The sequence below is a fragment of the Vagococcus jeotgali genome (assembly GCF_035918315.1).
In the GTDB taxonomy this organism is placed as follows: Bacteria; Bacillota; Bacilli; order Lactobacillales; family Vagococcaceae; genus Vagococcus; species Vagococcus jeotgali.
On sequence record NZ_CP142146.1, the window covers coordinates 125,908 to 149,312 of the forward strand.

General features: G+C 32.9%; 24 protein-coding genes and 2 pseudogenes. 22 read left to right on the forward strand and 4 right to left on the reverse strand.

Features of this window, described 5'->3' with window-relative positions; all coding sequences use genetic code 11:
- Positions 1-419: 419 nt before the first annotated feature.
- The 11 genes and pseudogenes from VSF34_RS00785 to VSF34_RS00835 all read left to right on the forward strand — a co-directional run bounded on the left by VSF34_RS00785 (position 420) and on the right by VSF34_RS00835 (position 7,502).
- Positions 420-1,427: a helix-turn-helix transcriptional regulator gene (locus tag VSF34_RS00785; RefSeq protein WP_326717232.1), complete on the forward strand. Its 1,008-nt coding sequence runs from the start codon at positions 420-422 to the stop codon at positions 1,425-1,427.
- Positions 1,428-1,536: 109 nt separating this feature from the next.
- Positions 1,537-2,328, forward strand: coding sequence for a DUF4396 domain-containing protein (locus VSF34_RS00790; protein WP_326717233.1), 792 nt, complete (start codon positions 1,537-1,539; stop codon positions 2,326-2,328).
- Positions 2,329-2,451: 123 nt separating this feature from the next.
- Positions 2,452-3,077: pseudogene (locus VSF34_RS00795) on the forward strand (MgtC/SapB family protein).
- Between the two features lie 24 nt (positions 3,078-3,101).
- A complete protein-coding gene (locus tag VSF34_RS00800; RefSeq protein ID WP_326717234.1) occupies positions 3,102-3,626 on the forward strand; it encodes an HdeD family acid-resistance protein in 525 nt (174 codons plus the stop codon).
- Between the two features lie 70 nt (positions 3,627-3,696).
- Entirely contained in the window at positions 3,697-4,122 is a 426-nt protein-coding gene (locus tag VSF34_RS00805) for a DUF4809 family protein (RefSeq protein WP_326717235.1), read from the forward strand.
- Positions 4,123-4,145: 23 nt separating this feature from the next.
- Positions 4,146-4,583 (forward strand): DUF4430 domain-containing protein, encoded by a 438-nt coding sequence (locus tag VSF34_RS00810; protein WP_326717236.1) that lies wholly within the window; start codon positions 4,146-4,148, stop codon positions 4,581-4,583.
- A 188-nt stretch (positions 4,584-4,771) separates the two neighbouring features.
- Entirely contained in the window at positions 4,772-4,942 is a 171-nt protein-coding gene (locus tag VSF34_RS00815) for a hypothetical protein (protein ID WP_326717237.1), read from the forward strand.
- A 234-nt stretch (positions 4,943-5,176) separates the two neighbouring features.
- Complete coding sequence (gene add / locus VSF34_RS00820; RefSeq protein ID WP_326717238.1) at positions 5,177-6,193, forward strand: adenosine deaminase; 1,017 nt, start codon at positions 5,177-5,179, stop codon at positions 6,191-6,193.
- An 80-nt stretch (positions 6,194-6,273) separates the two neighbouring features.
- Positions 6,274-6,468, forward strand: a complete 195-nt coding sequence (locus VSF34_RS00825; protein WP_326717239.1) for a hypothetical protein — start codon at positions 6,274-6,276, stop codon at positions 6,466-6,468.
- On the forward strand, positions 6,455-6,871 hold the full coding sequence (locus tag VSF34_RS00830; protein WP_326717240.1) for a PepSY domain-containing protein: 417 nt from the start codon (positions 6,455-6,457) through the stop codon (positions 6,869-6,871). The genes VSF34_RS00825 and VSF34_RS00830 overlap by 14 nt, the downstream gene beginning before the upstream one ends.
- 19 nt (positions 6,872-6,890) lie before the next feature.
- The gene (locus VSF34_RS00835; protein WP_326717241.1) at positions 6,891-7,502 is read left to right on the forward strand and encodes a sugar O-acetyltransferase; all 612 of its coding nucleotides are present in this window, start codon (positions 6,891-6,893) and stop codon (positions 7,500-7,502) included.
- Positions 7,503-7,926: 424 nt separating this feature from the next.
- Here VSF34_RS00835 and VSF34_RS00840 read toward each other — a convergent pair whose 3' ends face one another.
- Complete coding sequence (locus tag VSF34_RS00840) at positions 7,927-8,877, reverse strand: thiamine pyrophosphate-dependent enzyme (protein WP_326717242.1); 951 nt, start codon at positions 8,875-8,877, stop codon at positions 7,927-7,929.
- Entirely contained in the window at positions 8,874-9,074 is a 201-nt protein-coding gene (locus VSF34_RS00845; RefSeq protein WP_326717243.1) for a thiamine pyrophosphate-binding protein, read from the reverse strand. The genes VSF34_RS00840 and VSF34_RS00845 overlap by 4 nt, the downstream gene beginning before the upstream one ends.
- Positions 9,075-9,249: 175 nt before the next feature.
- Here VSF34_RS00845 and VSF34_RS00850 point away from each other — a divergent pair, with 175 nt between their 5' ends.
- The 5 genes from VSF34_RS00850 to VSF34_RS00870 all read left to right on the forward strand — a co-directional run bounded on the left by VSF34_RS00850 (position 9,250) and on the right by VSF34_RS00870 (position 14,288).
- Positions 9,250-9,711 (forward strand): arginine repressor, encoded by a 462-nt coding sequence (locus VSF34_RS00850; protein WP_326717244.1) that lies wholly within the window; start codon positions 9,250-9,252, stop codon positions 9,709-9,711.
- Positions 9,712-9,724: 13 nt separating this feature from the next.
- Positions 9,725-11,233 carry a phosphohexomutase domain-containing protein gene (locus VSF34_RS00855; RefSeq protein ID WP_326717245.1) on the forward strand — a complete coding sequence of 503 codons (1,509 nt, stop codon included), beginning with the start codon at positions 9,725-9,727 and terminating at the stop codon, positions 11,231-11,233.
- Between the two features lie 297 nt (positions 11,234-11,530).
- Complete coding sequence (gene proS / locus VSF34_RS00860; protein WP_326717246.1) at positions 11,531-12,976, forward strand: proline--tRNA ligase; 1,446 nt, start codon at positions 11,531-11,533, stop codon at positions 12,974-12,976.
- Positions 12,977-13,354: 378 nt separating this feature from the next.
- Complete coding sequence (locus VSF34_RS00865; protein WP_326717247.1) at positions 13,355-13,828, forward strand: YbaK/EbsC family protein; 474 nt, start codon at positions 13,355-13,357, stop codon at positions 13,826-13,828.
- A 7-nt stretch (positions 13,829-13,835) separates the two neighbouring features.
- Positions 13,836-14,288, forward strand: a complete 453-nt coding sequence (locus tag VSF34_RS00870; RefSeq protein ID WP_326717248.1) for a MarR family winged helix-turn-helix transcriptional regulator — start codon at positions 13,836-13,838, stop codon at positions 14,286-14,288.
- A gap of 146 nt (positions 14,289-14,434) precedes the next feature.
- Here VSF34_RS00870 and VSF34_RS00875 read toward each other — a convergent pair.
- Both VSF34_RS00875 and VSF34_RS00880 read right to left on the reverse strand, forming a co-directional pair.
- Positions 14,435-15,564: pseudogene (locus tag VSF34_RS00875) on the reverse strand (IS3 family transposase).
- Between the two features lie 241 nt (positions 15,565-15,805).
- The gene (locus VSF34_RS00880; RefSeq protein ID WP_326716335.1) at positions 15,806-16,975 is read right to left on the reverse strand and encodes an IS256 family transposase; all 1,170 of its coding nucleotides are present in this window, start codon (positions 16,973-16,975) and stop codon (positions 15,806-15,808) included.
- A gap of 203 nt (positions 16,976-17,178) precedes the next feature.
- Here VSF34_RS00880 and VSF34_RS00885 point away from each other — a divergent pair, with 203 nt between their 5' ends.
- From VSF34_RS00885 to VSF34_RS00910, 6 genes are all read left to right on the forward strand, one after another.
- Positions 17,179-17,661, forward strand: coding sequence for an arginine repressor (locus tag VSF34_RS00885; RefSeq protein WP_326717249.1), 483 nt, complete (start codon positions 17,179-17,181; stop codon positions 17,659-17,661).
- Between the two features lie 215 nt (positions 17,662-17,876).
- Entirely contained in the window at positions 17,877-19,103 is a 1,227-nt protein-coding gene (gene arcA / locus VSF34_RS00890; RefSeq protein ID WP_326717250.1) for an arginine deiminase, read from the forward strand.
- Positions 19,104-19,128: 25 nt separating this feature from the next.
- Positions 19,129-20,151 carry an ornithine carbamoyltransferase gene (gene argF / locus VSF34_RS00895; protein ID WP_326717251.1) on the forward strand — a complete coding sequence of 341 codons (1,023 nt, stop codon included), beginning with the start codon at positions 19,129-19,131 and terminating at the stop codon, positions 20,149-20,151.
- Positions 20,152-20,227: 76 nt separating this feature from the next.
- The gene (gene arcC, locus VSF34_RS00900; RefSeq protein WP_326717252.1) at positions 20,228-21,163 is read left to right on the forward strand and encodes a carbamate kinase; all 936 of its coding nucleotides are present in this window, start codon (positions 20,228-20,230) and stop codon (positions 21,161-21,163) included.
- Positions 21,164-21,189: 26 nt separating this feature from the next.
- Positions 21,190-21,888 (forward strand): Crp/Fnr family transcriptional regulator, encoded by a 699-nt coding sequence (locus VSF34_RS00905; protein WP_326717253.1) that lies wholly within the window; start codon positions 21,190-21,192, stop codon positions 21,886-21,888.
- Positions 21,889-21,942: 54 nt separating this feature from the next.
- Complete coding sequence (locus VSF34_RS00910; RefSeq protein WP_326717254.1) at positions 21,943-23,400, forward strand: YfcC family protein; 1,458 nt, start codon at positions 21,943-21,945, stop codon at positions 23,398-23,400.
- The last annotated feature ends 5 nt before the right edge of the window (positions 23,401-23,405 follow it).

Here is a 23,405-nt window from a genome sequence, read left to right on the forward strand (position 1 = left end):
CAATTATTTTATTTGTTGCTTATGTGCCGAATCATCCCCTTTGCTTTTTTTAAACATTAATTAGTTATTTTTTAGTAAAAAATAAGAAAATTTATACTAATCAAACTAATTATTCGCTCTTATATGTTTATTATAAAGGCAAGGGTAAATAATAAGTATTAAAAAAACGACAAAACTTTCAGAATAGAAATTATTTGTGAAAATTTAGGAGAGAGGTGAGTCTAATCGATCATAAACCTTATGTTAGTGGTGATTATTTAAGTAGTCATTTCAGCCCTCATGAAATGGTCGTTGAACCATTTACTGTCTAACAAGATACGAATCCTGTACAAAAAGATGAGGTTTAGTTTTATATTTTATTAGAGGGAGAGGGGATTTTATCGATTAATGGCATCGATTTCGATATTAGAGATCAGCAGTTGATTTTACTTTTATCTTATCATGTGTATTCTTTTTCTGCTCCTAATGGGCCAATTAAGTTTTATAGAATTCGTTTTTCCCTAGGTTTATTATTATTAATTAGTACAAATCGTAAGATGTATTATCAAGAACTGAAAAGTCATGAAAAACTGAATCCTATTGTTAATTTAACTCAAAATCAATTTAAATATGTGACAACTGTGACAGATTCTATTTACAAAGAGTTACAATCAGAAACTGAGCAAAAAAGTTATTTATCTATAAGTTTAACTTCTTTTTTAAATTATATTTATCAAAAACAGCGAACGAATACAAATAAGTTACCAACTGAAAAAACGTTAAAGTGGAAAGTACTACAATATATGAATGATCATCACTCTATGCCATTAGGAATTGATATGGTAGCAAAACAATTTGATTTATCATCAGGTGAGGTACAACAAATTTTACAAGAGTTGACAGGTACGACATTTAAAAATAATATGAATCGTATTCGTCTAAGAAATGCAGTTGCTCTTATGCAGTTTGATGAATTATCTATTGTTGAAATCAGAAAGATTTGTGGTTTCAGCTCAGATGGTCTATTCTATGATGTTTTTAAAAAAGAGTATGGTGTACTACCAAAAGAATATAGACAAAGTTTAGAGGAGTATACAGATAATACAGGTAGGACAGATGCTTGGGAGATCTATATTTATCTCCAAAAGAATTACCGTATGCCACTTACTTTAACTGATATTTCAAATAAACTACATATAAATAAAAAACAAATTGAACGTTTGTTAAGAGAATCTTTTTCTTTAAGCTTTAAAGAGATGTTAAATGGTTACCGAGTAGTTATTGGACGCAATTTACTAGTGTCAACTGATAAAAATGTTCAAGAAGTAGCAAGTACTGTTGGGTTTTCTCAGAGTAGTTCTTTTATTCAAGCTTTTCAAAAAGTTTATCAGGATACTCCTAAGCAATATGTTGAAGCTTTCAAACGAAAAAAACAGAGCAATAAATGAACAAATTGATTATTTTCTTGCACTCTTTGGTTCATATTTATGTGATTCTTCCAAAAAAACAGTACTATAATATAGGTCGGTATAATATATGGTTGAAAAGAGGATAATTATGGGAAATACTGTTTTAATACCAAGTTGGCTAACCGTTGTAGCATGGCTTAGCTTGTTGCTGTCATTTGTATCATTTATATATGTTTTAAGAGACGTTCTAAAACATCCTCAGCCTATGAAGGTGATGAATGAAGTGTGGCCCTTAACGACTTTATTTGGTTCTATTGTTTGGGTAAAAGCTTATAAAAAATGGGGTAAGCCAAAAGCTATAGCAGCTCAAAAGATGGAAAAAGGTCGAGATATGAAAATGGGGATGGCATCATCTTCCACAAATAAGAATCAAATGGAAATGTCAGACATGAAAGAATCATCTATGCCGGTTTCTGTTTTTATTGGAACATGTCACTGTGGTGCCGGGTGTACTTTGGCTGATTTAATTATTGAGTGGTTATTGTTTTTTATGCCTGGTTTATACGTAGTAGGTGGTTACCCTTGGCTTTTTAAAGATAATCTTTTTGCAGGTTTTGTACTGGCCTTTATTTTAGCTTATATTATTGGGGTTAGTTTTCAATATTTTGCCATTGTACCTATGAAACATTTAGGGAAAAAAGAGGGAATCATTGCAGCTATCAAAGCTGATACATTGTCTCTAACATCATGGCAAATTGGAATGTATGCTATTGTAAGTATTTGTCAATTATGGCTATTTCCACTTTGGTTTGGTGGACGTATTGAAGCAAACACACCTGTTTTTTGGCTTATGATGCAAGTTGCTATGCTAGCAGGTTTTTGTACAGCTTATCCAATGAACTGGTTTTTAATTAAAACAGGTATTAAAGAAAGAATGTAATGAAAAATATATAGACAGGAGATGATGATATTTCTTATCTATGTATTTTTTTATTGATATAAATAAAAAAATGTTATGATAATAGATAAGACGATATGTAAAAATATGGAAAGGAGTTAGCTTATGACAAATTTATCCATCATTCAAATTTTAACACGCTTATTACTCGCTATTGTTATGGGTGGTACTATAGGGTATGAGCGTGAGCAGAAAAATCGTCCTGCTGGAATGAAAACCCATATTTTGGTGTGTCTAGGGGCAACTATCATAGCTTTGATTCAACAAGAGTTATCTCTTGATGCGTTAGAAATGGTAAAAAATGATCCGAATTTGGCTAATGTTGTAAAATTTGATCAGTCAAGGCTGATTGCTCAAGTGATTAGTGGTATTGGGTTTTTAGGTGCTGGAACGATTATTATCACAAAACAACGAGTTACAGGCTTAACAACAGCAGCTTCACTATGGTCAGTAGCAGCAATTGGGATTGGTATTGGCATGGGGTTTTATGTTGTGACCTTATTTAGTTTTCTAGCCATTATGTTTTCCCTATCTTTAGTTAAACGTATTGTAACAATCTCTAAGGTTAATAACTTGGAAATTCAATATGTCCACCGAACGGAGACGAAAAATTTTATAAAAATATTTATACCATTGATTTACCAAAAGAGTTAACGTACGCTGAAGTTATTGAAGATCTTTCAATGTATCCTAATGTTAGAGAAATTAGACTTGTATCAGTGAATGACTAATAAGAAGATGAGGGAGGTTTGTGTATGATTCAAAGAAAAAGTATTAAACGGTTAAGTACCATGCTTGGTATTATTTATATCATTGTTGCTGTGTTAAGTTTTTTTAATCCTTGGTCTGATTTAAAAAATGTGATGTTATTATTTGGTGCTGCAGCTATTTTAAAAGGAATTTTTGAATTGTTTTTTAGAAATAAACTAAGAGGCTACAATGGTGTATTAGCTAAAGTATCTTTAGGTATAGGAGTATTTGACGTATTAGTAGGTATTATTTTATTGTTTAGTCTAGTGGATAAATTCCTAGCTTTACCAGTTGTTTTTGCTATTTGGTTTATTGTGGATTCTATAGTTGGATTGTTATTAGCTGAGGAATTAAAGAGTAGCAGTACCTTGTATTACTGGCTAGTTATGATAGTAAGTATTGTAGGTGTACTAATTGGTGCTATGCTGGTATTTAACCCAATGTTATCTGTTACTAGCTTTATTTATTTAATTAGTACATATTTACTAATTAATGGAATAAGCGAATGTGGAAGCATGTGGTATTCATAAAAAATATTGACTACTCATGCCTTTAAACAGTCGGTTGGAGTAAAATATGATAAAATGAAGCTACTTAGATATGAAGGAGACGATATTAGTGGATGACATTATGATTTATTGTTCAACAGAAATTGTAGAAGGTGGTTGCAATGTTTGTCCAACAACAGCAACTCAGACCTATGATATTGAGGTGAATCATCAAAAGAAATCCCTAGGTGAGTTAGATGTCTTATCTCTACTTATGAGTATATTACCAACATATGGTTTTACTCATACTCAGGAATATGATGTAGATGCTGATATTGATGTGTATCAAAATAAGGATGTGAAGGTGTCCATTATTGAGACCTACATGGGGTTAGATATTAGATCTGGAGCTAAAAAAACTGTTGTAAAAAATATTTATGATTCGCCAGAAGCATTGTTTAATGTTGTAAATGACCTGTTTGTGACGTATTTTAATATACCAACTGTCACATTTAAAATTGATATTCCTTCTAAATAAAAAATGAAAGAGGATGGTAATACATGAAAAAATTTATAGGATTAGCAGTATTATTAGTTGCTTTAACAGGGTGTGGTAGCAACAAAGATGATAAACAGACTGATAAAGATGTTAGTGCTAGTACAGAAACTGTTATCTCAACTGATTCTAAGAAAAAAGATTCAGCTATTTCAGATGATAAAAAAGAACAAACGATTGAAGTGACTTTAGCAGAAGATGGCAAAGAATTTGAAAATAAAACGATTGATGTTGACAAAGATGAATTGTTATTAGACGTTATGGAAAAGAACTTTGATATTAACGAAGAAAAAGGCATGATTGTTGGGATTGATGGACATGAGCAAGATACAAAAGAAAATAAATATTGGATGTATGATGTGAATGGTGAGTTTGTAGAGGTTGGAGCTTCAGAATATAAAGTACAACCAGGAGATATTATCAATTGGAAACTAGGAGAGTAAATCACTTTATTTAGTAGATTAGGGAGGATTAAAGGATGCATGTTAATTTAGTTCAACCACGAACAGGTCAGGTTAAATAAGTGAAAGTTGGTTTTTCATGGACAGTATTTTTTTTCGGGTTCTTCCCGGCTCTATTTAGAGGAGATATTAAATGGGCATTAATTATTTTCTTTGTCAATATCCTAACCGTGGATTTATCTAATATAGTTTTTATGTTTATTTACAACCGAATCTATATTAATGGTCTACTAGAAAAAGGTTACATTCCAGCAAGTGAGGCAGATTCTCAGATACTAATATCCAAAAACTTTATCGCCAGTCCAATTTATCAAGATTCAGATGATGATTTTGATTTTTGATTCTAAGAGGAAATAGTAAGAGGTTGACTGAAAAGTTGATCTCTTTTTTTGTCTACTGAATCATTATCACATAGAAAGTTTTCACGAATTATTTTTATATTTAATTATAAATAGTTCGTTATTTGTCTTTTTATTTCTATTGGAATAATAATTTGAGAAATGTTGTTTGTCTTTATTATCAATTTCAAATATTATCCTGTATAATGTGACAAAAATAAAATCAGGAGGAATTCCATGTTAACCTTTGAAAACATTCGCTCTTTTCCAAAAGTAGAATTACACTGTCACTTAGATGGCTCTATTAGACCTGAGACACTTCAAAAAATAGCTAAAGCTCAAAATATGTCTATCGCTGATGATTTAGAAATCGTCAAACAAAATATGCAAGCTCCTAAAGACTGTCAACACTTAGAAGATTATTTAGCAGGTTTTATTTACGTCCTTCCTTATCTGCAAACAAGTATTGGTTTAGAAATGGCAGCTTTTGATGTTATGGAACAAGCTTTTTTAGATGGGATTGTTTATATCGAGATTAGGTTTGCTCCGAGCCTTTCTCTAGAAAAAGGTCTTAGTGTACCAGAGACGATTCAAGCAGTGGCTAAAGGAATTGCTCAAGCTGAAGAGAAATACCCCGTTAAGGGAAATATCTTAATCAGTGGTATGCGAGATCAGGAACAAGAATACTTGAAAGACATTTTCTTTGAATCATTAAATACAGTTGAAACAAAGGTTGTGGGAATTGATTTAGCAGGAGCTGAAAAAGATAATTCTGTGTCAAATGTTGCTGAAGTGATCCAGGTAACAACAGATCAAACTGATATTTCTCTAACACTTCATGCAGGAGAGTGCGGTTGTGTACAAAATATTAAAGATTCAGTTACGCTAGGAGCTACTCGCATAGGGCATGGTATCGCCTTGCTTGGAGATGAGGAAAGTCAAGAGTGGCTATCTGAAAAAGATGTCTGTATTGAAGGATGTCCTACGAGTAATGTAGATACTAGAATGATTAAAAATATATCAGAATACCCTTTACATGCTTGGTTAGAAAAAGGTTTGACGTTTTGTATTAACACAGATAACAGAACCGTTTCAAATACAACACTGACAAATGAATACTATCAATTAGTAAATCACTGTGGGTTAACAGTGAAACAACTACGTCAACTTAATCAAAATGGAGCTAACTATGCCTTTATTGATGAAGAGTACCGAGCTGATTTAGTTGAACAAATGGAGAGGTTTGAATGCTAAGAAAGGAATAATAGATATTTGTGAAAAAATGTATACTGTTACTATCTAATTATAATGAATTAAATAAGGAGTTTTATTTTATGAAAAAAGCAACACTGTTGATATCGTCTGTTATTTTATTAAGTATGATGGCAGGGTGTGGGCAAACAGAAGATAATAAAATGAAACAAACATCTAGTGAGACTAGCCAAATCACTTCTACAAGCAGTATAAAAGGTGAGGATGTCAGCTTAAAAGATATTATATCTGTCGATGAGGCCATTGATATATACTAAAGCATATCCTGATACAGATATTACTGATTTAACTTTAGAGCTTTCTTTTGGCAAATACTTTTATCACATCGATGGGATTGATGATGATTCAGAATATGAAGTCACTATTAACGGTGAAATAAAAGAATTATCCGATGAGAAAACAGAAAAGCTTGATCGTGATGAGCAAAATGGAACGAAACGTCAAGAAGAAAAACTTGATTTGGAACACATTATCAGTATAGATAAAGCGAGTGAGATTGCAGTTAAACAAGCGGGTTTTGGTGAGGCAACAGAATGGTCTCTTGATCGTGAGTTAAATACGACTTACTGGGAAGTAAGCGTCAAAGAAGGCCATGTGAAAGAAGAAGATATTAAAATTGATGCACAATCAGGTGATGTTATCAGTGTTGAAAAGGACTAAATAGTAAGGGGATAAAAACGTGAAAAGTCAAAAACAACGTATGCTCCAAGGGGAGTTATATATGGCAAATGACCCGGATTTGAAACAAGATTTTGCTCGTTGCCGTCAATTAATGAGACAATTTAATCAAAGCAGTGAGATAGACTTAGAAGATAGAACGAGAATATTAAAAGAATTATTTGGAAAAACAGGGGAGTATCTATACGTAGAGCCTAATTTAAAGTGTGACTATGGCTCTAATATTTCTGTTGGAAATTATTTTTATGCTAATTTTGATTGTATTATGTTAGATGTTTGCCCGATTACAATAGGGGATGAGGTTATGTTTGGCCCTCGAGTAAGCATTTTTACTGCAAGTCACCCTCTTGATGCTGATGTGAGGATATCAGGACTTGAATTTGGAAAGCCAGTTGTCATTGGAGATAAAGTGTGGATTGGTGGCGGTGCTATTATTAATCCTGGTGTGACTATAGGTGATAATTGTGTTATAGGCTCAGGTGCTGTCGTCACTAAAGATATTCCAGAAAATACCATTGCAGCAGGTAATCCGTGTCGTGTGATTCGTCCGATTACTAGTGAAGATAAGGCGTACTGGGAGAAAGAACGTCAGCTTTATCAAGATAGCTTATGATCATAGCTTGAAAGCTTATTATTTCAGGCTTTCATATTGATATTTTAGTTGATTATGGTATAATAAAGATGTAAAAAGGATACGTAGACTATATTTTTTTACATACAGTAACCAATCTCTCCTATAATAAACCAATTTTGAATTGGTTTTCCATTAGCTCAGGGCTAATGGTTTTTTTTGTTATTTTTTTCATTTATTTGGCTTTAATAGATATATACGAAATATTACTATGGTTATCTAATGATAAAATAAGGACATCAGATATCGTTGTTTTTGAGTATTGGCTCAAAATAATATATATATAAGATAGACATAAATAAAGAGGAAGCCTAGATACTTAGTCTGTGTATTAAACGACAAACTAGTTCTATGACTTCCTTTTTATTTTAAATCAATGGTGGAATACTAGGGTTAATCGGTACAGCTATGACTGTTGTTTTTTAGAATCAAGGGCCAACTTAACTGCTTCTTTAACGTCGTTTAAGGTTGTTGCTTCAACGCTTTGGTAACCATAACCTTTACCTAAAGAAGTAATATCAAGGTCTGGGATATCTAAACCAGGAACATTAGGTGTTTGCTGTGCTTTTGAGAAAGATTTTAAAATACCATATTCCTTATTGACTGGGATCACATAAATAATCGGTAAATCATGTTGGTTAGCTGTCCAAATTCCTTGAATAGCATATTGAAAAGAGCCATCACCCACAATGGCCACAACAGGTCGATTACCACCATTGGTTTTCTCGCCTAGAGCAATACCAACAGCAGCTGGTGTTCCCCATCCTAGAGAACCACTAGCAAATGTGTAGAATTCATCATGAGCAGTGATAGGCCAAACAGAATGCAAATCTGCTAGATTAGATGGTGTTTCTTCAACTAAAATAGTGTGTTTAGGTACTGTGTCACGAATGACTTTGAAGACGTCTAACGCATTTAGCATATTAGCAGTTGTCTCACTTACTTGACTTATAGGATGTGAAGCCATGTTGTGAGTTGTTTTTTTAAGAGTTAGGTCTTTTTTGTGTGTTGTTACTAAAGGAAGTAGCTGCTTAATGGCATAAGTTGCATTACTCAATAAAGTATCGCCTACAGGTGCCTTAGCTGCAAGGTCTGGATCTGCTCCAAATTTTGAATCAATAGAACGTTTTAATGTATCACCATTAAATGGTTTACTCCAATCATCTAAAGGAATAGATAAAAAAACAGGTCCAGAGGGTTCTTGTAGAGCCATTGCAAAGGCACGCATAAAAGCACCTGGAACATCTTCAGCACGTTTTGGTTCATAACTCCACTTAACAAATGGTTTTGGTAATTCTTCTGGCTTAACATTTGTTAGCCATGGCTCCATTAAAAGCATTTCACGAGTTTGATTCATTTGAGCGGTAAAGTATTACTCATGGCATTACTTAAACCTGCTGCTACAGCTGAGGCTTCTTGAAGGGTTTGGATATAAGTAAAATCACTTGAAAAATTTTCTAAAAAAGTTTCTTCCGTTGAACCTGGATTCCCGAAAATAGTCTTAATATTTAAATCTCTTAATAAATCAAATGTTACTTCTCTAACCGTCTTCATGTCTTACTTCCTAAGTAATAGTAGTAGTGCTATTATATATCTGGAAAGGATTAACTGCAATTAACTAGATATCAAGTCGTACTTTAGCTTCTTAAAATGCCTTTTTTTTGTAGATAATCACTATATTTAAAAATATTTGGTATAATTGAAGAGATAAAGTTGAAGGAGTGTATGTATGAAAAAATCAGAACGACACCTTTTACTAAAGAATTTAATTGAAAATAATATTATTTCAAAACAAGCAGACTTATTGGTATTATTACATAGTAGAGGTATAGATGTAACTCAAGCCACAGTATCTAGAGACATTCAAGAGCTTGGTATAGTAAAAGTATATGATGACTTAGGTAATATTCGTTATGTATGTGAGCCCAAAAAAGGCACAGAGCCAATGACAAAATCATTGTTGGAAGAATTATTTATGGATTTAGTGATAGATATAACAATAGTTCAATTTGTAATAGTTGTTAAGACCACTTTGGGTACATCAAATGTCATTGCTGCTGAGTTAGATCTTTTAGACTTTCCAGAAATTATTGGAACTTTAGCAGGAGTAGATACTATTGTATTATTTGCTAAAACAAACAAAGAAGCTAATAATGTTTATGATAAGTTAAGAAGTTATATCAAACATTAAGGAGGATTTAATCATGACAGAATTAAAAAATCTACAAAATGGTTCAGATATTAGAGGGGTTGCTATCTCAGCTGAGGGGTTTGCGGCCAACTTGACATCTGTTGAAGCCAAAAGAATTGCTTTAGGTATAGTGGAGTGGTTAAAACGAGATAAAAATATGACAACAACTCCTTTAAAAATTGCGATAGGTCAAGATAGTCGATTATCAGGGCCTGAGATTAAAGAAGGACTGGCAGAAGCTTTTTTAAGTGAGAGAGTATTAGTAATAGACACTAATCTTTCTACTACCCCAGCCATGTTTATGGCCACGCAATTCTCAGAGATTGATGCAGACTGTGGGATTATGATTACAGCTAGCCACCTACCTTTTTATTATAATGGTATTAAGTTATTTACTAAAGAAGGTGGAGCAGAACATGCAGATATTGAGGCTATCTTATCTTATGCTCCTCAAATAGTTGAAATAGATAATATGTTTGGAACAAGACAAGAGTGTGACGTAATTTCGCTATACGCTGCTGATTTAGTGGAAAAGATTATAAGAGAAACAGGTCTAGAAAAACCCTTAGCAGATTTTCATATTGTGCTAGATGCAGGGAACGGTGCTGGAGGTTTTTTTGCAGTAAAAGTATTAGAAGTATTAGGTGCTAATACTTCTGGTAGCCAATTCTTAGAACCGGATGGTCGTTTTCCAAATCATATTCCAAATCCTGACAATAAAGAAGCTATGAAGAGTATCCAAGAAGCTGTATTAGCAAATCAAGCTGATTTAGGTGTGATTTTTGATACGGATGTGGATAGAGCAGCAGTTGTTGATAAATCAGGACAAGTTATTAATCGTAATAATTTAATAGCCGTACTAGCAAGTATTGTTCTTAAAAGTGATCCAGGTTCTGTGATTGTAACCAACTCACCAACATCAAGTCATTTAAAGGAATTTATTGAAAGTCTTGGTGGTAAACAAGTTCGTTATTTGTGTGGCTACCGTAATGTGATTAATAAAGCAATTGAATTAAATAAAGAAGGTATTAATACACCACTAGCTATTGAAACAAGTGGTCACGCAGCTTTTAGAGAAAACTACTTTTTGGATGATGGTGCTTATGTCATTGCTAAAATTTTAATGCTATTACCCCAGTTACGTCAAGAAAACAAGGAATTAGGTGACTTGATTGCGACATTAAAACAACCAAAAGAAGCACAAGAAGTAAGGTTTAAGGTATTAGGAGAAGACTACAGACATAACGGTGAGGCTGTGATCGCAAGCTTATATGATATGGTAGCTACTCATCCTAATTTTGAAATTGATCCTGATAATGATGAGGGGATTAGGGTGAACGTAACGGATAATTATGGCTCAGGTTGGTTTTTACTTCGTATGAGTTTACATGAACCACTACTTGTTTTGCAAGTCGAAAACGATGAGGTAGGAAAAAACCACTTGGTGTTTGAAACACTACAACCTTTCTTTGAACGTTTTGATTATTTAGATACAACAACTTTAGATAATATCTTGAGTTAATCACCCATACTTGGTGTAGTTGACAAGCTTAGTGATAGATGATAAATTGATTTGCGTATATAAAAACCTGACTGGACTAGTAAAGAGTGAGTCTTTTTACAGAGAGAAATCGACTATGCTGAAACGATTTTATTAAGAAACTTTTGAACCTACCAGATAATAAATAGGTGAGAGACCTTTATCAGCTAAACAAAGTCGTAAAGTAAGCCCTACTTTAAAACAAGGTGGTACCGCCAGTTATTGGTCCTTGTCAAGTAGGGTCTTTTTTTATGCAATAAAATATGTGGGGGAATAACAATGGCAAAAAAACAAGGATTCGTTAAACAAATTACAAGTCGTGATGAAGATTTTACTCAGTGGTACACAGATGTTTGCTTAAAAGCAGAATTATGTGATTACTCAAGTGTGAAAGGATCGATGGTTGTTCGCCCAACAGGAACCGCACTTTGGGAAGGAATTAAAACGATTGTTGATACGAGGCTGAAAGAAACAGGTCATGAGAATGTGATGATGCCCTTACTTGTGCCTGAGCATTTATTATTAAAAGAAGCAGAACATGTGGAAGGTTTTGCTCCCGAGGTTGCATGGGTTACGATGGGCGGTGAGAGTGAGTTAAGTGAGCGTTTAGCCATTCGCCCAACATCAGAGGTTATGTTTTGTGAGCATTTCAAAAAAATTATCCATTCACACCGTGATTTACCAGTAAAATATAATCAATGGGCAAACGTGATGCGTTGGGAAAAAAATACCCGTCCATTTTTAAGAACGACTGAATTTTTCTGGCAAGAAGGACACACTTGTCACATGACTCACGAAGAGGCTGAAGATGAAGCGTTAATGATCTTAGATATGTATGCTGATGTGTGTGAAAACATATTAGCTATTCCTGTTGTCACAGGTGTTAAATCTGAGAGTGAAAAATTTGCTGGGGCAGAAAAAACATATACTAATGAAACATTGATGTATGACGGAAAAGCACTACAAATTAACACATCTCATCATTTAGGAGATCATTTTGGAAAAGCATTCGATATTACTTATGCAGATAAAGAGGGTAAGGAACAGTTTGTTTACACCACATCTTGGGGAATTACTACTCGTGCTATTGGTGGTATGATTATGGTCCACAGTGATGACCGTGGTTTAGTCTTACCACCACGCATTGCACCAACACAAGTCTTGATTATTCCAATCGCCCAGCATAAAGAAGGTGTCTTAGATAAAGCTTATGAGCTACGTGATATGCTAAAGGAAACAGTCACAATTAAAGTAGATGATAGTGATAAACAACCTGGCTGGAAATTTAGTGAAGCAGAGATGAAAGGTTACCCAGTTCGAATTGAAATGGGACCAAAAGATATTGAAGCAGGACATGTTGTATTAGTTCGCCGTGATACTTTAGAAAAAATAACTGTTCCATTAAATGATGAGCTACCAACTGTTGTTAATGAATTACTAAATACTATTCAAGCAGACATGCTAGAAAAAGCACGCGTAAGACAAATTGATAAAACACGTATTGCTACAACTAAAGAAGAGTTTTTAGAAAGAATCGAAGAAGGTGGCTTTGTCGTTGCGCCTTGGTCAGGAGACCCTAGAGTAGAAGAAGAAGTTAAAGAATTAACAGGTGCGACAACACGCTGTTGGAGTTTTGAGCATCAACATGATGATTTAACTGGTATTAAAGATTTTTGGAACGGTGACGATGCTAAGTACATGATGCACTGGGCTAAAGCTTATTAGAAATAAAACCTTTTGATACTACTCTTAAGTCGTATCAAAAGGTTTTACTTACTTGAATAGTACATAGTGACTTATTTAGCTAGAATGAAAGTTAAATGGTTTCATGTGAAACACTAAAAATGTTATGTAATGAAGTATCAGGTTTGACACAGAAGGTAACTAAAGGTTAGTTGTTAGTTTATCTAGTCGAATAATTATTCATAGTTAGGTATAGAAATTCACTTGTGTCATTACCTCACCCTATTTTATTATGATTCTTATACTTCATTTCTATGAATAATAATTATGTAATAGTCTTAAAAATTTAATTACATTTTTGTTGAATTTTCAACAAAAAAAGATAGGGTAATAATATTAAATGAAATAGGAAGTGTTAATATGATTAATCTAGAACAGAAATTTAAAGAGTCAGGTATTGATTTTGAATTATATAATCACCGAGCTATTTATACTAACGAAGATGCTCTTATTGTCAAACAGGAAGAAAAATTTTCAGGTACTGAAACTAAAAGTTTATATTTAAAAGATAAAAAGGCTAATAATTATATCTTCTTAACTTATACAACAAAAAAAAGTGATTTTAAAAGATTAAGTAACTTAGTTGGACAAAAGCTATCAGTTGTTTCTTCTGAACAGATGGAGAAACAAACAGGTCAAAGACCAGGTGCAGTTTCTCCGTTTGGTTACGATGTTAATGTACCTATTATTGTAGATGAGAGATTATTGGGGGAAGAAAAATTGGTTTTTGCACCGGGTAGGCCTGATCAGACGATGGTTGTAAAGGTATCTGATTTAAATAATATTATAGATGTTTTAGATCTTGAACCTTACTTTTTACCATTAGAGGATTAGTTTAACTATGTTAGATATTTTAAGAGAAGTTGGCAAGATAGCACGCTCTTTATCATATATAAGTAATAACGAGTTTAAAGAAGTAAGCCTAGATAAAGAACAGTATCTGTATATTACAAGAATTTATGAGAACCCTGGTATTATTAATGATGATTTAGCTGAAATGCTTTGCTTAGACAGAACGACAGTATCTAAATCTATTCGAAAACTAGAAAAAAGAGAGTTAATTTTTAAGACACAGGATGCTAAAAATAAAAAAATAAAACGTTTGTTTTTAACAGAGAGTGCAAAAGAACTGTATCATTACTTAAAAAAAGAAGAAGAATATTCAGAGAGAATGTTATTACAAGGTTTTACTGCTGAAGAGAAGGCAACTTTACTATCCTTATTAAAAAGAGTTGGTACCCAAGCAGAAAGCGAATGGTTACTAGTTAGAAGTGGAGAAAGACGGAAATATTGAATTATTTAAATTAGATTATCTAGTTGTCATTACGACTTTATTACCAAGTATTACTATTTGAATAAAGGTAATGTTGAATTGGCAACACTTTTCTGTACAAAAATTATAAGGTCTTTATTTTATTTAGACAGTTATTCTATGTTCTGCTAAATAACCTGTTTCAACTCCCAATCTAAACGGTAATTAATCGGGGATTGATAGCCAAGCTTGCCATGTTTTCTAAACTTGTTCCACCAATTGACATAATCCATTAACTCATATTGTAGTTCAAACAATGAGTCAAAAGATTGTTGGTAAATAAACTCAATTTTAAAAGCTCGATAGGTTGCTTCTGCCACAGCGTTGTCATAGGGGCAGCCAGGACGTGATAAAGACCGTTTTATCTGAAACACATCCAATAATTCATCAATACTTTGGTTATCAAATTCTTTTCCTCGGTCTGTATGAAAAATTTCAACATCATCTAATGGCTGTTCAATCGTTCCGATTGCCTGTAGCACAAGGTCCACAGATTTGTTAGGACCACTAGAATGCCCAACTATTTCTAGGTTGAACAAATCGAGAATAAAGCAGACATAATGCCACTTTTTGCCTACTTGAACATAGGTTAAATCTGTCACTAAAGCTTCCATAGGTTGCATTTTATCAAATTGACGTGATAAAACATTATCGATTTTCTGTTCATTTTTAGTCGTTGCTTGAGGTTTAAATTTCAGTGTTGTGTAGCTTGAAATGAAATTAAACTTATTCATGATTCGTCGTATCCTTCTTCTTGAAACAATTAATCCTTGATCGTTTAAATCATCTTTAATTCTTCTTGCTCCGTAGGAGTTACGGCTATCTGTAAATGACTCAATGACTGCTTTTTCAACAATAGCTTCTGATTTTTTTCTTTTGACTTCATAATAATAAGTCCCACGAGAAATTTCTAATTTTCGACACATCGCTGATACACTATACTTCTTTTTGTTTTCCCTAACAACTTCTACTTTCGTCCGAATATCAGCGCCGCTTGCTTTAAAATATCATTCTCCATCATCAGTTCTTTATTTAGTTTTCGTCATTCACGCAACTCTTTTTCTTCTGGTGTCAAATTATCTTTCTCTTTGAATGATCCTGACTGATTATATTGTTTTACCCATTTATCAAAGGTTGATGGTGTCAGGTCATATTCTCTTAAAATATCTTTTCTAGGTTTTCCTGATTTATGCAGTTCCATCATTTGTTTCTTAAATGATTCTTTGAAGGTCCGTCTTGGTTTTCTGTTAGTTGTCATGAAATAAGCTCCTACTTTGTTTTTTATTAAGTATAGACACCTTATCTTTATTGTTCAACTAAGTGTAACCTATTCAGTATAGAATAATGTCACCTAAAGTGAAAGCGATTAGATTGAATATTCATACAGTCAATATGATAGTATAAAGGCCAAGAGTTTTGAGGAAGAAGTTGTTTGTAGTATTGGTTTTGGTTGCGTCAAGAATTATGTGTAAATGGAAAATCCATTCCATTTTTTTAAGTTAAAACATTGATTCTAATGTATCTTGTATTTCCTTAAATCCTTTATGTACTCTGCCTAAAAATTTTTGGTTATATTCATTGAACTGAGAAACAAGGAATCTCTCCAGAGATTCTTCATTAGGAAATTGTTCTTTTCTCTTTGTATATTTTTTTAACTGTTTATTAAATCCCTCAATCAAGTTAGTTGAGTAGATAGTTCTTCTGATTGATGGTGGGAAGTTATAGAAAGTTAATATAGCAGGATTCAAGAGTAATTTAACTACTCGTGGATACTGCTTTTTCCATTTATCTATCATAAAACTTATTTGATTCATAGCTTCTTCTTTTGAAGCTGCTTGATAAACCAATTTGAAATCATTACAGACTTCTTGTCGATCACTAACACGAACCTTATGAGCAATATTTCTAGAGATATGGACACAACATTGTTGAAATTGAGCATTTGGATAGACACTATGGATACTATCGTGAATACCACTTAAACCATCAGTTACAACTAATAAAACCTCTTCTAAACCACGATCTTTTAAATCTTGAAGTATCTCTTTCCAAACATAAGCAGATTCGGTTGGAGCAATAGTAAATCCTAGAACCTCTTTGGTTCCATCCAATCGAATGCCTATCACAATATAAACGGCTTCTTTTGATACGGTTTGTCTCTTTAAAGGAATATGAGTAGCATCCATAAAAATGACTGAGTATTTAGCTTCTAAAGTTCTTTCTTTAAAAGCCAAAACATCTTCAGATACGATTTTACTCATGTTTGAAATAGTTTGTGGTGTGTAATAATGACCATACATTTTTTCAATTAGATCAGAGATTTCAGACATAGTGATCCCTTTTTTAAATAGCTGAATAATAGTAGTTTCTAAGGAATCATTGGTTCTTTTATAGGCTGGTAATGTTTGTTGGGAAAATTCTCCATTTCTATCTCTAGGAATCACCAAATTTAATTCTCCATATTCTGTTTTAAATGAACGTGAGTAATTCCCATTGCGGGAATTACCTGAATTAAATCCAGCTCTATCATACTTTTCGTAGTCAAGAAACGCTGTTAATTCAGCCTGTAATAATGAGTTGATAGCGAGTTCTAAATGACGACGAAATAAATCATCTAAATCACCTTTATTAATTAGTGTTTCCATTATTTCTGTAGTAAAATGAGTCATGAGAAAGTCCTCCTATAAAATTTCTGTGTCGTAACTTTAATTTTACAGAATGGACTTTCTCTTTTTCTACCCTAAATTTCTATTTACACAAAATATTTTACCCTATCTTTTTGTCGAATTAAACATATTTTTATTTAACTTGATTTATAACAGTAATTTTTTGTACAATAAATATGATAAAAAAATCACAAAGAGGTGCTTATATGGTTAGAAGTAGTAAAGCTAAGAGGCATAATTTGATTAAAAAACTGATTATTGAAAACAATATTTCCAGGCAAGAAGAGTTACAAGTTTTATTACTTAAAGAGAACATAGATGTGGCACAAGCTACTATTTCACGTGACATTAGGGAATTGAATATAGTTAAAAGTAATGATAGTAAGGGAGACACTTATTATCATATATTAAATGATTCAGTTGTTGGATTGAAGAAGAGAACAGATGAAGAACGTTTAATTACTGCCATTGCAGATAGCGGTGTGTCCTTACTTAATATTGAATTTATGAATATTTTAGTTGTTTTACCAGGTAATGGTCAACTTGTAGGTGTTTTAATTGATAGCATAAGAACAACTTTTGTCGAGATTGCAGGATGTGTTGCTGGAGATGATACCATATTGATTCTATCAAAAAATAGAGAAGATGCTAAAGCTGTTAATGAGTACTTCAAACAATTTATTTATTAAAAATAAAGTTATGTTATATAATTAATTTTTTTTTGATAAATATACATAATAATAGTTGAAAACGTTATCATTTAGGTTGTTTGTTGGTTTGAATATTCATTGAGTTAAATAATGATGGATAATCGACATTTTTTTTGCGGGATATTCGTTAAAGGGGTTACATTTTTCTGTTAATCTCTGTGTGTGCACAAAATTAATCTAGGAGGTTATGACAAATGAGTCATCCAATTAATGTATATTCCGAAATTGGTAAATTAAAAACAGTTTTAGTCCATCGTCCAGGTAGTGAGTTAGAAAATTTAATGCCAGATTATTTAGAGCGGTTATTATTTGATGATATTCCTTATTTAGAACAAGCACAGGTAGAACATGATGCTTTTACTGATGTTTTACGAAACAAAGACATTGAAGTATTATATCTTGAAGATTTAGCTGCAGAAGCACTTATTAATGATGATATTAAAATGCAATTTGTTGATCAGTACTTAGAAGAGGCCAATATTAAAAGTGCAACAGCAAAAGAAAAAGCCAAAGAAGTCTTGTTAAGTCTACCTACTAATAGAGAGTTAATTGATAAAACAATGGCTGGTATGCAAAAAGTTGAATTACCAGAATTTGAAATGAATAGTTTGACTGACATGGTTGAATCATCTTATCCCTTTGTAATTGATCCAATGCCGAACTTATACTTCACACGTGATCCATTTGCAACAATTGGAACGGGTGTGTCATTAAATAAAATGTTTGCTGATACACGTAACCGTGAAACTATTTACGGACAATATATATTTGATTATCATCCACGTTTTGCAGGAAAAGATGTCCCACGTGTTTATGACCGTGAAGACACAACGCGTATCGAAGGTGGAGATGAATTAGTTTTATCTAAGGATGTGTTAGCTTTAGGTATTTCACAACGTACAGATGCCGCATCAATTGAAAAATTAGCACAACGTATCTTTGATCAAAATATGGGATTTAAACACATCCTAGCCTTTGATATTGGTGAATATCGTAAATTTATGCATTTAGATACTGTATTTACAATGGTTGATTATGATAAATTCTCAATTCACCCAGAGATTGAAGGAGACTTAGTTGTTTACTCAATTTCTAAAGGAGAAGGTGGGAAATTAAATATTGTTCGTGAAGAAGATACTCTAGAAAATATTTTATGTAAATATTTAAACCTTGATGAAGTTCACTTAATTCGTTGTGGTGGTGGAAACATTACTGCAGCTGCAAGAGAACAATGGAATGATGGTTCAAATACCTTAACTATCGCACCTGGTGAAGTTGTGGTATATGACCGTAATCCAATTACAAACAAATTATTGGAAGAAGCAGGTGTGACATTAAACTACGTTCCAGGTAGTGAATTAGTACGTGGTCGTGGTGGTCCTCGTTGTATGAGTATGCCATTAATCAGAGAAGATATTTAAAAAAATAAATTTAGGAGTGAAGATAATGACTTCAGTATTTCAAGGTCGTAGTTTATTAGCAGAAAAAGATTTTACAAGAGGTGAAATCGAATATTTAATCGATTTTAGTATTCATTTGAAAGATTTGAAAAAACGAGGTATTGCACACCGCTATTTGGAGGGGAAAAACATTGCCCTTTTATTCGAAAAAAATTCAACTCGTACACGTGCAGCGTTTACTGTTGCAGCAAATGATCTGGGGGCAAGTCCTGAATATCTAGGTAAAAACGATATTCAATTAGGTAAAAAAGAATCTGTTGAAGATACTGCAAAAGTGTTAGGAAGCATGTTTGATGGCATTGAATTCCGTGGGTTTAGCCAAGAAGTTGTAGAAGGTTTAGCAAAATACTCTGGTGTTCCAGTATGGAATGGCCTAACAGATGAATGGCATCCAACACAAATGATCGCTGATTTTATGACTATTAAAGAAAACTTTGGGTACTTAGAAGGAATTAATCTGGTTTATGTTGGAGATGGACGTAATAATATGGCAAATAGCTTACTCGTCACTGGGGCTATTTTAGGTGTCAATGTTTGTATCTGTGCTCCTGAAGAATTATTCCCAACTCAAGAAGTTGTTGATTATGCTAATAAATTTGCTAAAGAATCAGGAAGTAAATTACTGATTACGGCTGACGTTGAAAAAGGTGTTAAAGGGGCAAATGTTCTTTATACTGACGTTTGGGTATCAATGGGTGAAGAAGATAAATTTGAAGAACGTGTTAATTTATTAAAACCATATCAAATTAATATGGATATGATTAAAAAAACAGGTACTAAAGATGATGAATTAATCGTCTTACACTGCTTACCTGCATTCCATGATACTGAAACTGAGTATGGAAAAATGGTTGAGAAAGATTTTGGCATCACTGAGATGGAAATCACAGATGAAGCATTTAGAAGTAAATATGGACGTCAATTTGAAGAAGCTGAAAATAGAATGCACTCAATTAAAGCTATCATGGCTGCTACTTTGGGTAATTTATTTATCCCATATGTAAAATAATAAGGTTGAAAAACAGTATGATATTAGTGAAAATCATGCTGTTTTTTTCAAGATAAATGATGAAAGAGGTTTTAATATGTCAGAAAAAATAGTCGTTGCATTGGGTGGAAATGCCATTTTATCAGACGATGCCAGTGCCAAAGCACAACAAAAAGCTTTAGTAGATACGTCAAAATATTTAGTGAATTTAGTTAAGGGTGGTAATAAGCTAATCATTTCTCATGGAAATGGACCTCAAGTAGGGAATTTATTATTACAACAACAAGCTGCTAATTCAAAAAAAAATCCTGCCATGCCTCTTGATACTTGTGTAGCTATGACACAAGGAAGCATCGGGTATTGGTTAGCAAATGCCTTATCAAACGAGTTAAGAGCAAATGGACTAGATAATGAAGTCGCTACTGTTTTAACACAAGTTGTGGTAGATAAAGAAGATTCAGCATTTAAAAATCCAACAAAACCAATTGGTCCTTTTTTAACAGAAGAAGAAGCAAAAACTGAAGAGCAAATGACAGGTGCTAAGTTTAAAGAGGATTCTGGTCGTGGATGGAGAAAAGTAGTTCCAAGTCCAAAACCAATAGGCATCCATGAGGCAAACATTATTAATACATTAGTTGATGATGATGTGATTACTATATCTTGTGGTGGTGGAGGTATTCCAGTTGTCGGTGAGGATTTAGTAGGTGTAGAGGCAGTGATTGATAAAGATTTTGCCTCTGAAAAATTAGCTGATTTAGTAGATGCTGATAAATTTATCGTTTTGACTGGTGTTGATAATGTGTACATTAATTTTGGTAAAGAAAATGAAGAAAAATTAACCCGAGTATCTGTTTCAGATATTGAAAAATATGCTGCTGAAGGTCATTTTGCTCCAGGAAGCATGTTACCAAAAATTGAAGCATGTATTCAATTTGCTAAGAATAATCCGGGAAAAGAAGCGATTATTACATCTTTAGAGTGTCTAGGAGAGATTGGTGTTGATCCTGAAATTGGGACAACAATTATTTTTTAAAACTATTTAACAGGAGTGCTTGGACAATGGATATGGTGATAACAAAAGAAATTGGTAAACACCTAGAGAATTTTTGTTTTTTTTCAGATCAAGATTTACAACGAATAAGAGATATTGCAAGGTATAAAAAACATAAAAAGGGACAAGTATTGTTCGATTTTGGCGATAGCCGGGATTATGCTTACATTCTCATGTCAGGAATAGTTAGGCTAGAGAGACTAGATGAGTCAGCATCGTTTAATTATCTTCATTTTATTAAAGAGAAATGTATGTTTCCACTGGTTGGTTTGTTTACTGATTCAACATATTATTTTTCCGCTGTTGCTCATACAGAAATTGAAGTCATAAAGATACCCATTTCCATTTATGAAGAAATTTTAAAATATAATAATCAGCAATTATGTGTTTGCCTAACGCAACAATCAGAATTTTTAAAAGAACAGATTTTTAAGATTCAAAAAGGAATGGTAAATAATGCAGATTATCGTATTTTAACTATTTTATCTATTATCTATAAAAATTTAGGTGAGAAACAATATCCCAATAAGATCGTCACTGTACCTTGTCCAATATCTGTTAATGATATAGCTAAAGCAAGTGGGATTACCCGAGAAACAACAAGCTTAGTTTTGAAAAAATTAATTGCTTCTAAAAAGATAAAGTATAAGCATAAGGAACTGACCTTTATTGATATTAAGTACTTTAATAATTTCCTAACTCAGTAATGAATTAGGAAAAAGGAAGGAGTAGTATGATAAATTTATTTATCATAAAAAAATATGACTGATAAAAAAAAGAAAAAAAGAAAAGAGCTCTCCTCGTTTAGTATATTATTTATTATTATCATTGTGTTGGGTATTATTACACAATTTTTAAATGGCCAAGGGTTTACCCCACAAGCTATACCAGGTACTGATGATATGGTAGATCATGTTGTTGGTGCAACGCTAGCTGATATTGTTATGGCACCATTTCATGGTTTTCAAAATGCTATTGAAATTTGTGTGTTTATTCTAATATTAGGTGGATTTTTAAATATTGTAACAAAAACTGGTGCTTTAGAAGCAGGGATTCAAAATATTGTTAAGAAATTCAACGGGCGAGAAGTTTGGATTATTATTATCTTAATGTTGTTATTCTCTCTTGGTGGCTCAACTTATGGCATGTCAGAAGAAACTATTCCTTTTTATAGTTTACTAACAGTAACTATGGTTGCAGCAGGTTTTGATACGGTGGTAACAGTTGGGACAGTCCTATTAGGTTCTGGTGCTGGGGTAATTGGTTCGACAATTAATCCATTTTCAACAGGGGCTGCAATGGATGCGCTTCGTGGTATTGGTATCACCCCAAATGTAGGCGTTATCATGGGTCTTGGTGCTGTTATTTGGTTAGTTATTACAGCCTTTTCTATTTATATTGTTGTGAAATATGCTAAAAAAGTACAAAAAGATAAAGGTTCCACTATCTTATCATTACAAGAACAAGAAGATATGGAAGAGTATTTCACTGAAGGACAAGATCGAAATCTTGAATTTACTAAAAAACATAAAATTATCTTAACACTATTTGCTATTACATTTTTAGTTATGATTTTATCTCTTATTCCTTGGAATGAATTTGGTATTACAATCTTTAGTGGTTGGACATCATTTCTAACAGGTGAAAGTTTTGGAGATTGGTATTTTGGCGATTTAGCCATGTGGTTCTTTATAATGGGGTTAATTATTGCTGTTGTTGGCAAGTTTTCTGAAAAAGAAACCGTGAATGTTTTTATTCAAGGTTGTGCGGACATGTTATCAGTTGTTTTAATCATCGTAGTTGCTAGAGGGGCATCTGTTTTAATGTCTCAAACTCATCTTGATTTATTTGTATTAGATAGAGCTGCAGAAGTTTTAAGAGATTTATCGCCAGTACTATTTGTTATTGGTGCATTTATCTTATATTTACTGCTATCATTCTTAATACCATCTACATCAGGTTTAGCCTATGTGTCTATTCCTGTAATGGGAGCTCTAGCCCAAGAAATTGGTCTAAGCCCAGATGTTATGGTTATTATCTTTGCTTCAGGTTGTGGTCTGATTAATTTAATAACGCCAACATCAGGGGTTGTGATGGGTGGTTTAGAGATTTCAAAAGTAGATTATACAACTTGGACAAAATTTATCATGAAACCATTACTGATAATGGCAGCGGCTATTCTTATTATTTTAATTGTAGGAATGCTAATGTTTAGCTAGATATA

Excerpts from the sequence above, each read along its gene's own strand:
- VSF34_RS00790 (WP_326717233.1), top strand. The coding sequence starts at position 1,537 with ATGGGAAATACTGTTTTAATACCAAGTTGGCTAACCGTTGTAGCATGG.
- VSF34_RS00800 (WP_326717234.1), top strand. The coding sequence starts at position 3,102 with ATGATTCAAAGAAAAAGTATTAAACGGTTAAGTACCATGCTTGGTATT.
- VSF34_RS00805 (WP_326717235.1), top strand. The coding sequence starts at position 3,697 with ATGAAGGAGACGATATTAGTGGATGACATTATGATTTATTGTTCAACA.
- VSF34_RS00810 (WP_326717236.1), top strand. The coding sequence starts at position 4,146 with ATGAAAAAATTTATAGGATTAGCAGTATTATTAGTTGCTTTAACAGGG.
- add (WP_326717238.1), top strand. The coding sequence starts at position 5,177 with ATGTTAACCTTTGAAAACATTCGCTCTTTTCCAAAAGTAGAATTACAC.
- VSF34_RS00825 (WP_326717239.1), top strand. The coding sequence starts at position 6,274 with ATGAAAAAAGCAACACTGTTGATATCGTCTGTTATTTTATTAAGTATG.
- VSF34_RS00840 (WP_326717242.1), bottom strand. The coding sequence starts at position 8,877 with ATGAATCAAACTCGTGAAATGCTTTTAATGGAGCCATGGCTAACAAAT.
- VSF34_RS00845 (WP_326717243.1), bottom strand. The coding sequence starts at position 9,074 with ATGAAGACGGTTAGAGAAGTAACATTTGATTTATTAAGAGATTTAAAT.
- VSF34_RS00850 (WP_326717244.1), top strand. The coding sequence starts at position 9,250 with ATGAAAAAATCAGAACGACACCTTTTACTAAAGAATTTAATTGAAAAT.
- VSF34_RS00855 (WP_326717245.1), top strand. The coding sequence starts at position 9,725 with ATGACAGAATTAAAAAATCTACAAAATGGTTCAGATATTAGAGGGGTT.
- proS (WP_326717246.1), top strand. The coding sequence starts at position 11,531 with ATGGCAAAAAAACAAGGATTCGTTAAACAAATTACAAGTCGTGATGAA.
- VSF34_RS00865 (WP_326717247.1), top strand. The coding sequence starts at position 13,355 with ATGATTAATCTAGAACAGAAATTTAAAGAGTCAGGTATTGATTTTGAA.
- VSF34_RS00870 (WP_326717248.1), top strand. The coding sequence starts at position 13,836 with ATGTTAGATATTTTAAGAGAAGTTGGCAAGATAGCACGCTCTTTATCA.
- VSF34_RS00880 (WP_326716335.1), bottom strand. The coding sequence starts at position 16,975 with ATGACTCATTTTACTACAGAAATAATGGAAACACTAATTAATAAAGGT.
- VSF34_RS00885 (WP_326717249.1), top strand. The coding sequence starts at position 17,179 with ATGGTTAGAAGTAGTAAAGCTAAGAGGCATAATTTGATTAAAAAACTG.
- arcA (WP_326717250.1), top strand. The coding sequence starts at position 17,877 with ATGAGTCATCCAATTAATGTATATTCCGAAATTGGTAAATTAAAAACA.
- argF (WP_326717251.1), top strand. The coding sequence starts at position 19,129 with ATGACTTCAGTATTTCAAGGTCGTAGTTTATTAGCAGAAAAAGATTTT.
- arcC (WP_326717252.1), top strand. The coding sequence starts at position 20,228 with ATGTCAGAAAAAATAGTCGTTGCATTGGGTGGAAATGCCATTTTATCA.
- VSF34_RS00905 (WP_326717253.1), top strand. The coding sequence starts at position 21,190 with ATGGATATGGTGATAACAAAAGAAATTGGTAAACACCTAGAGAATTTT.
- VSF34_RS00910 (WP_326717254.1), top strand. The coding sequence starts at position 21,943 with ATGACTGATAAAAAAAAGAAAAAAAGAAAAGAGCTCTCCTCGTTTAGT.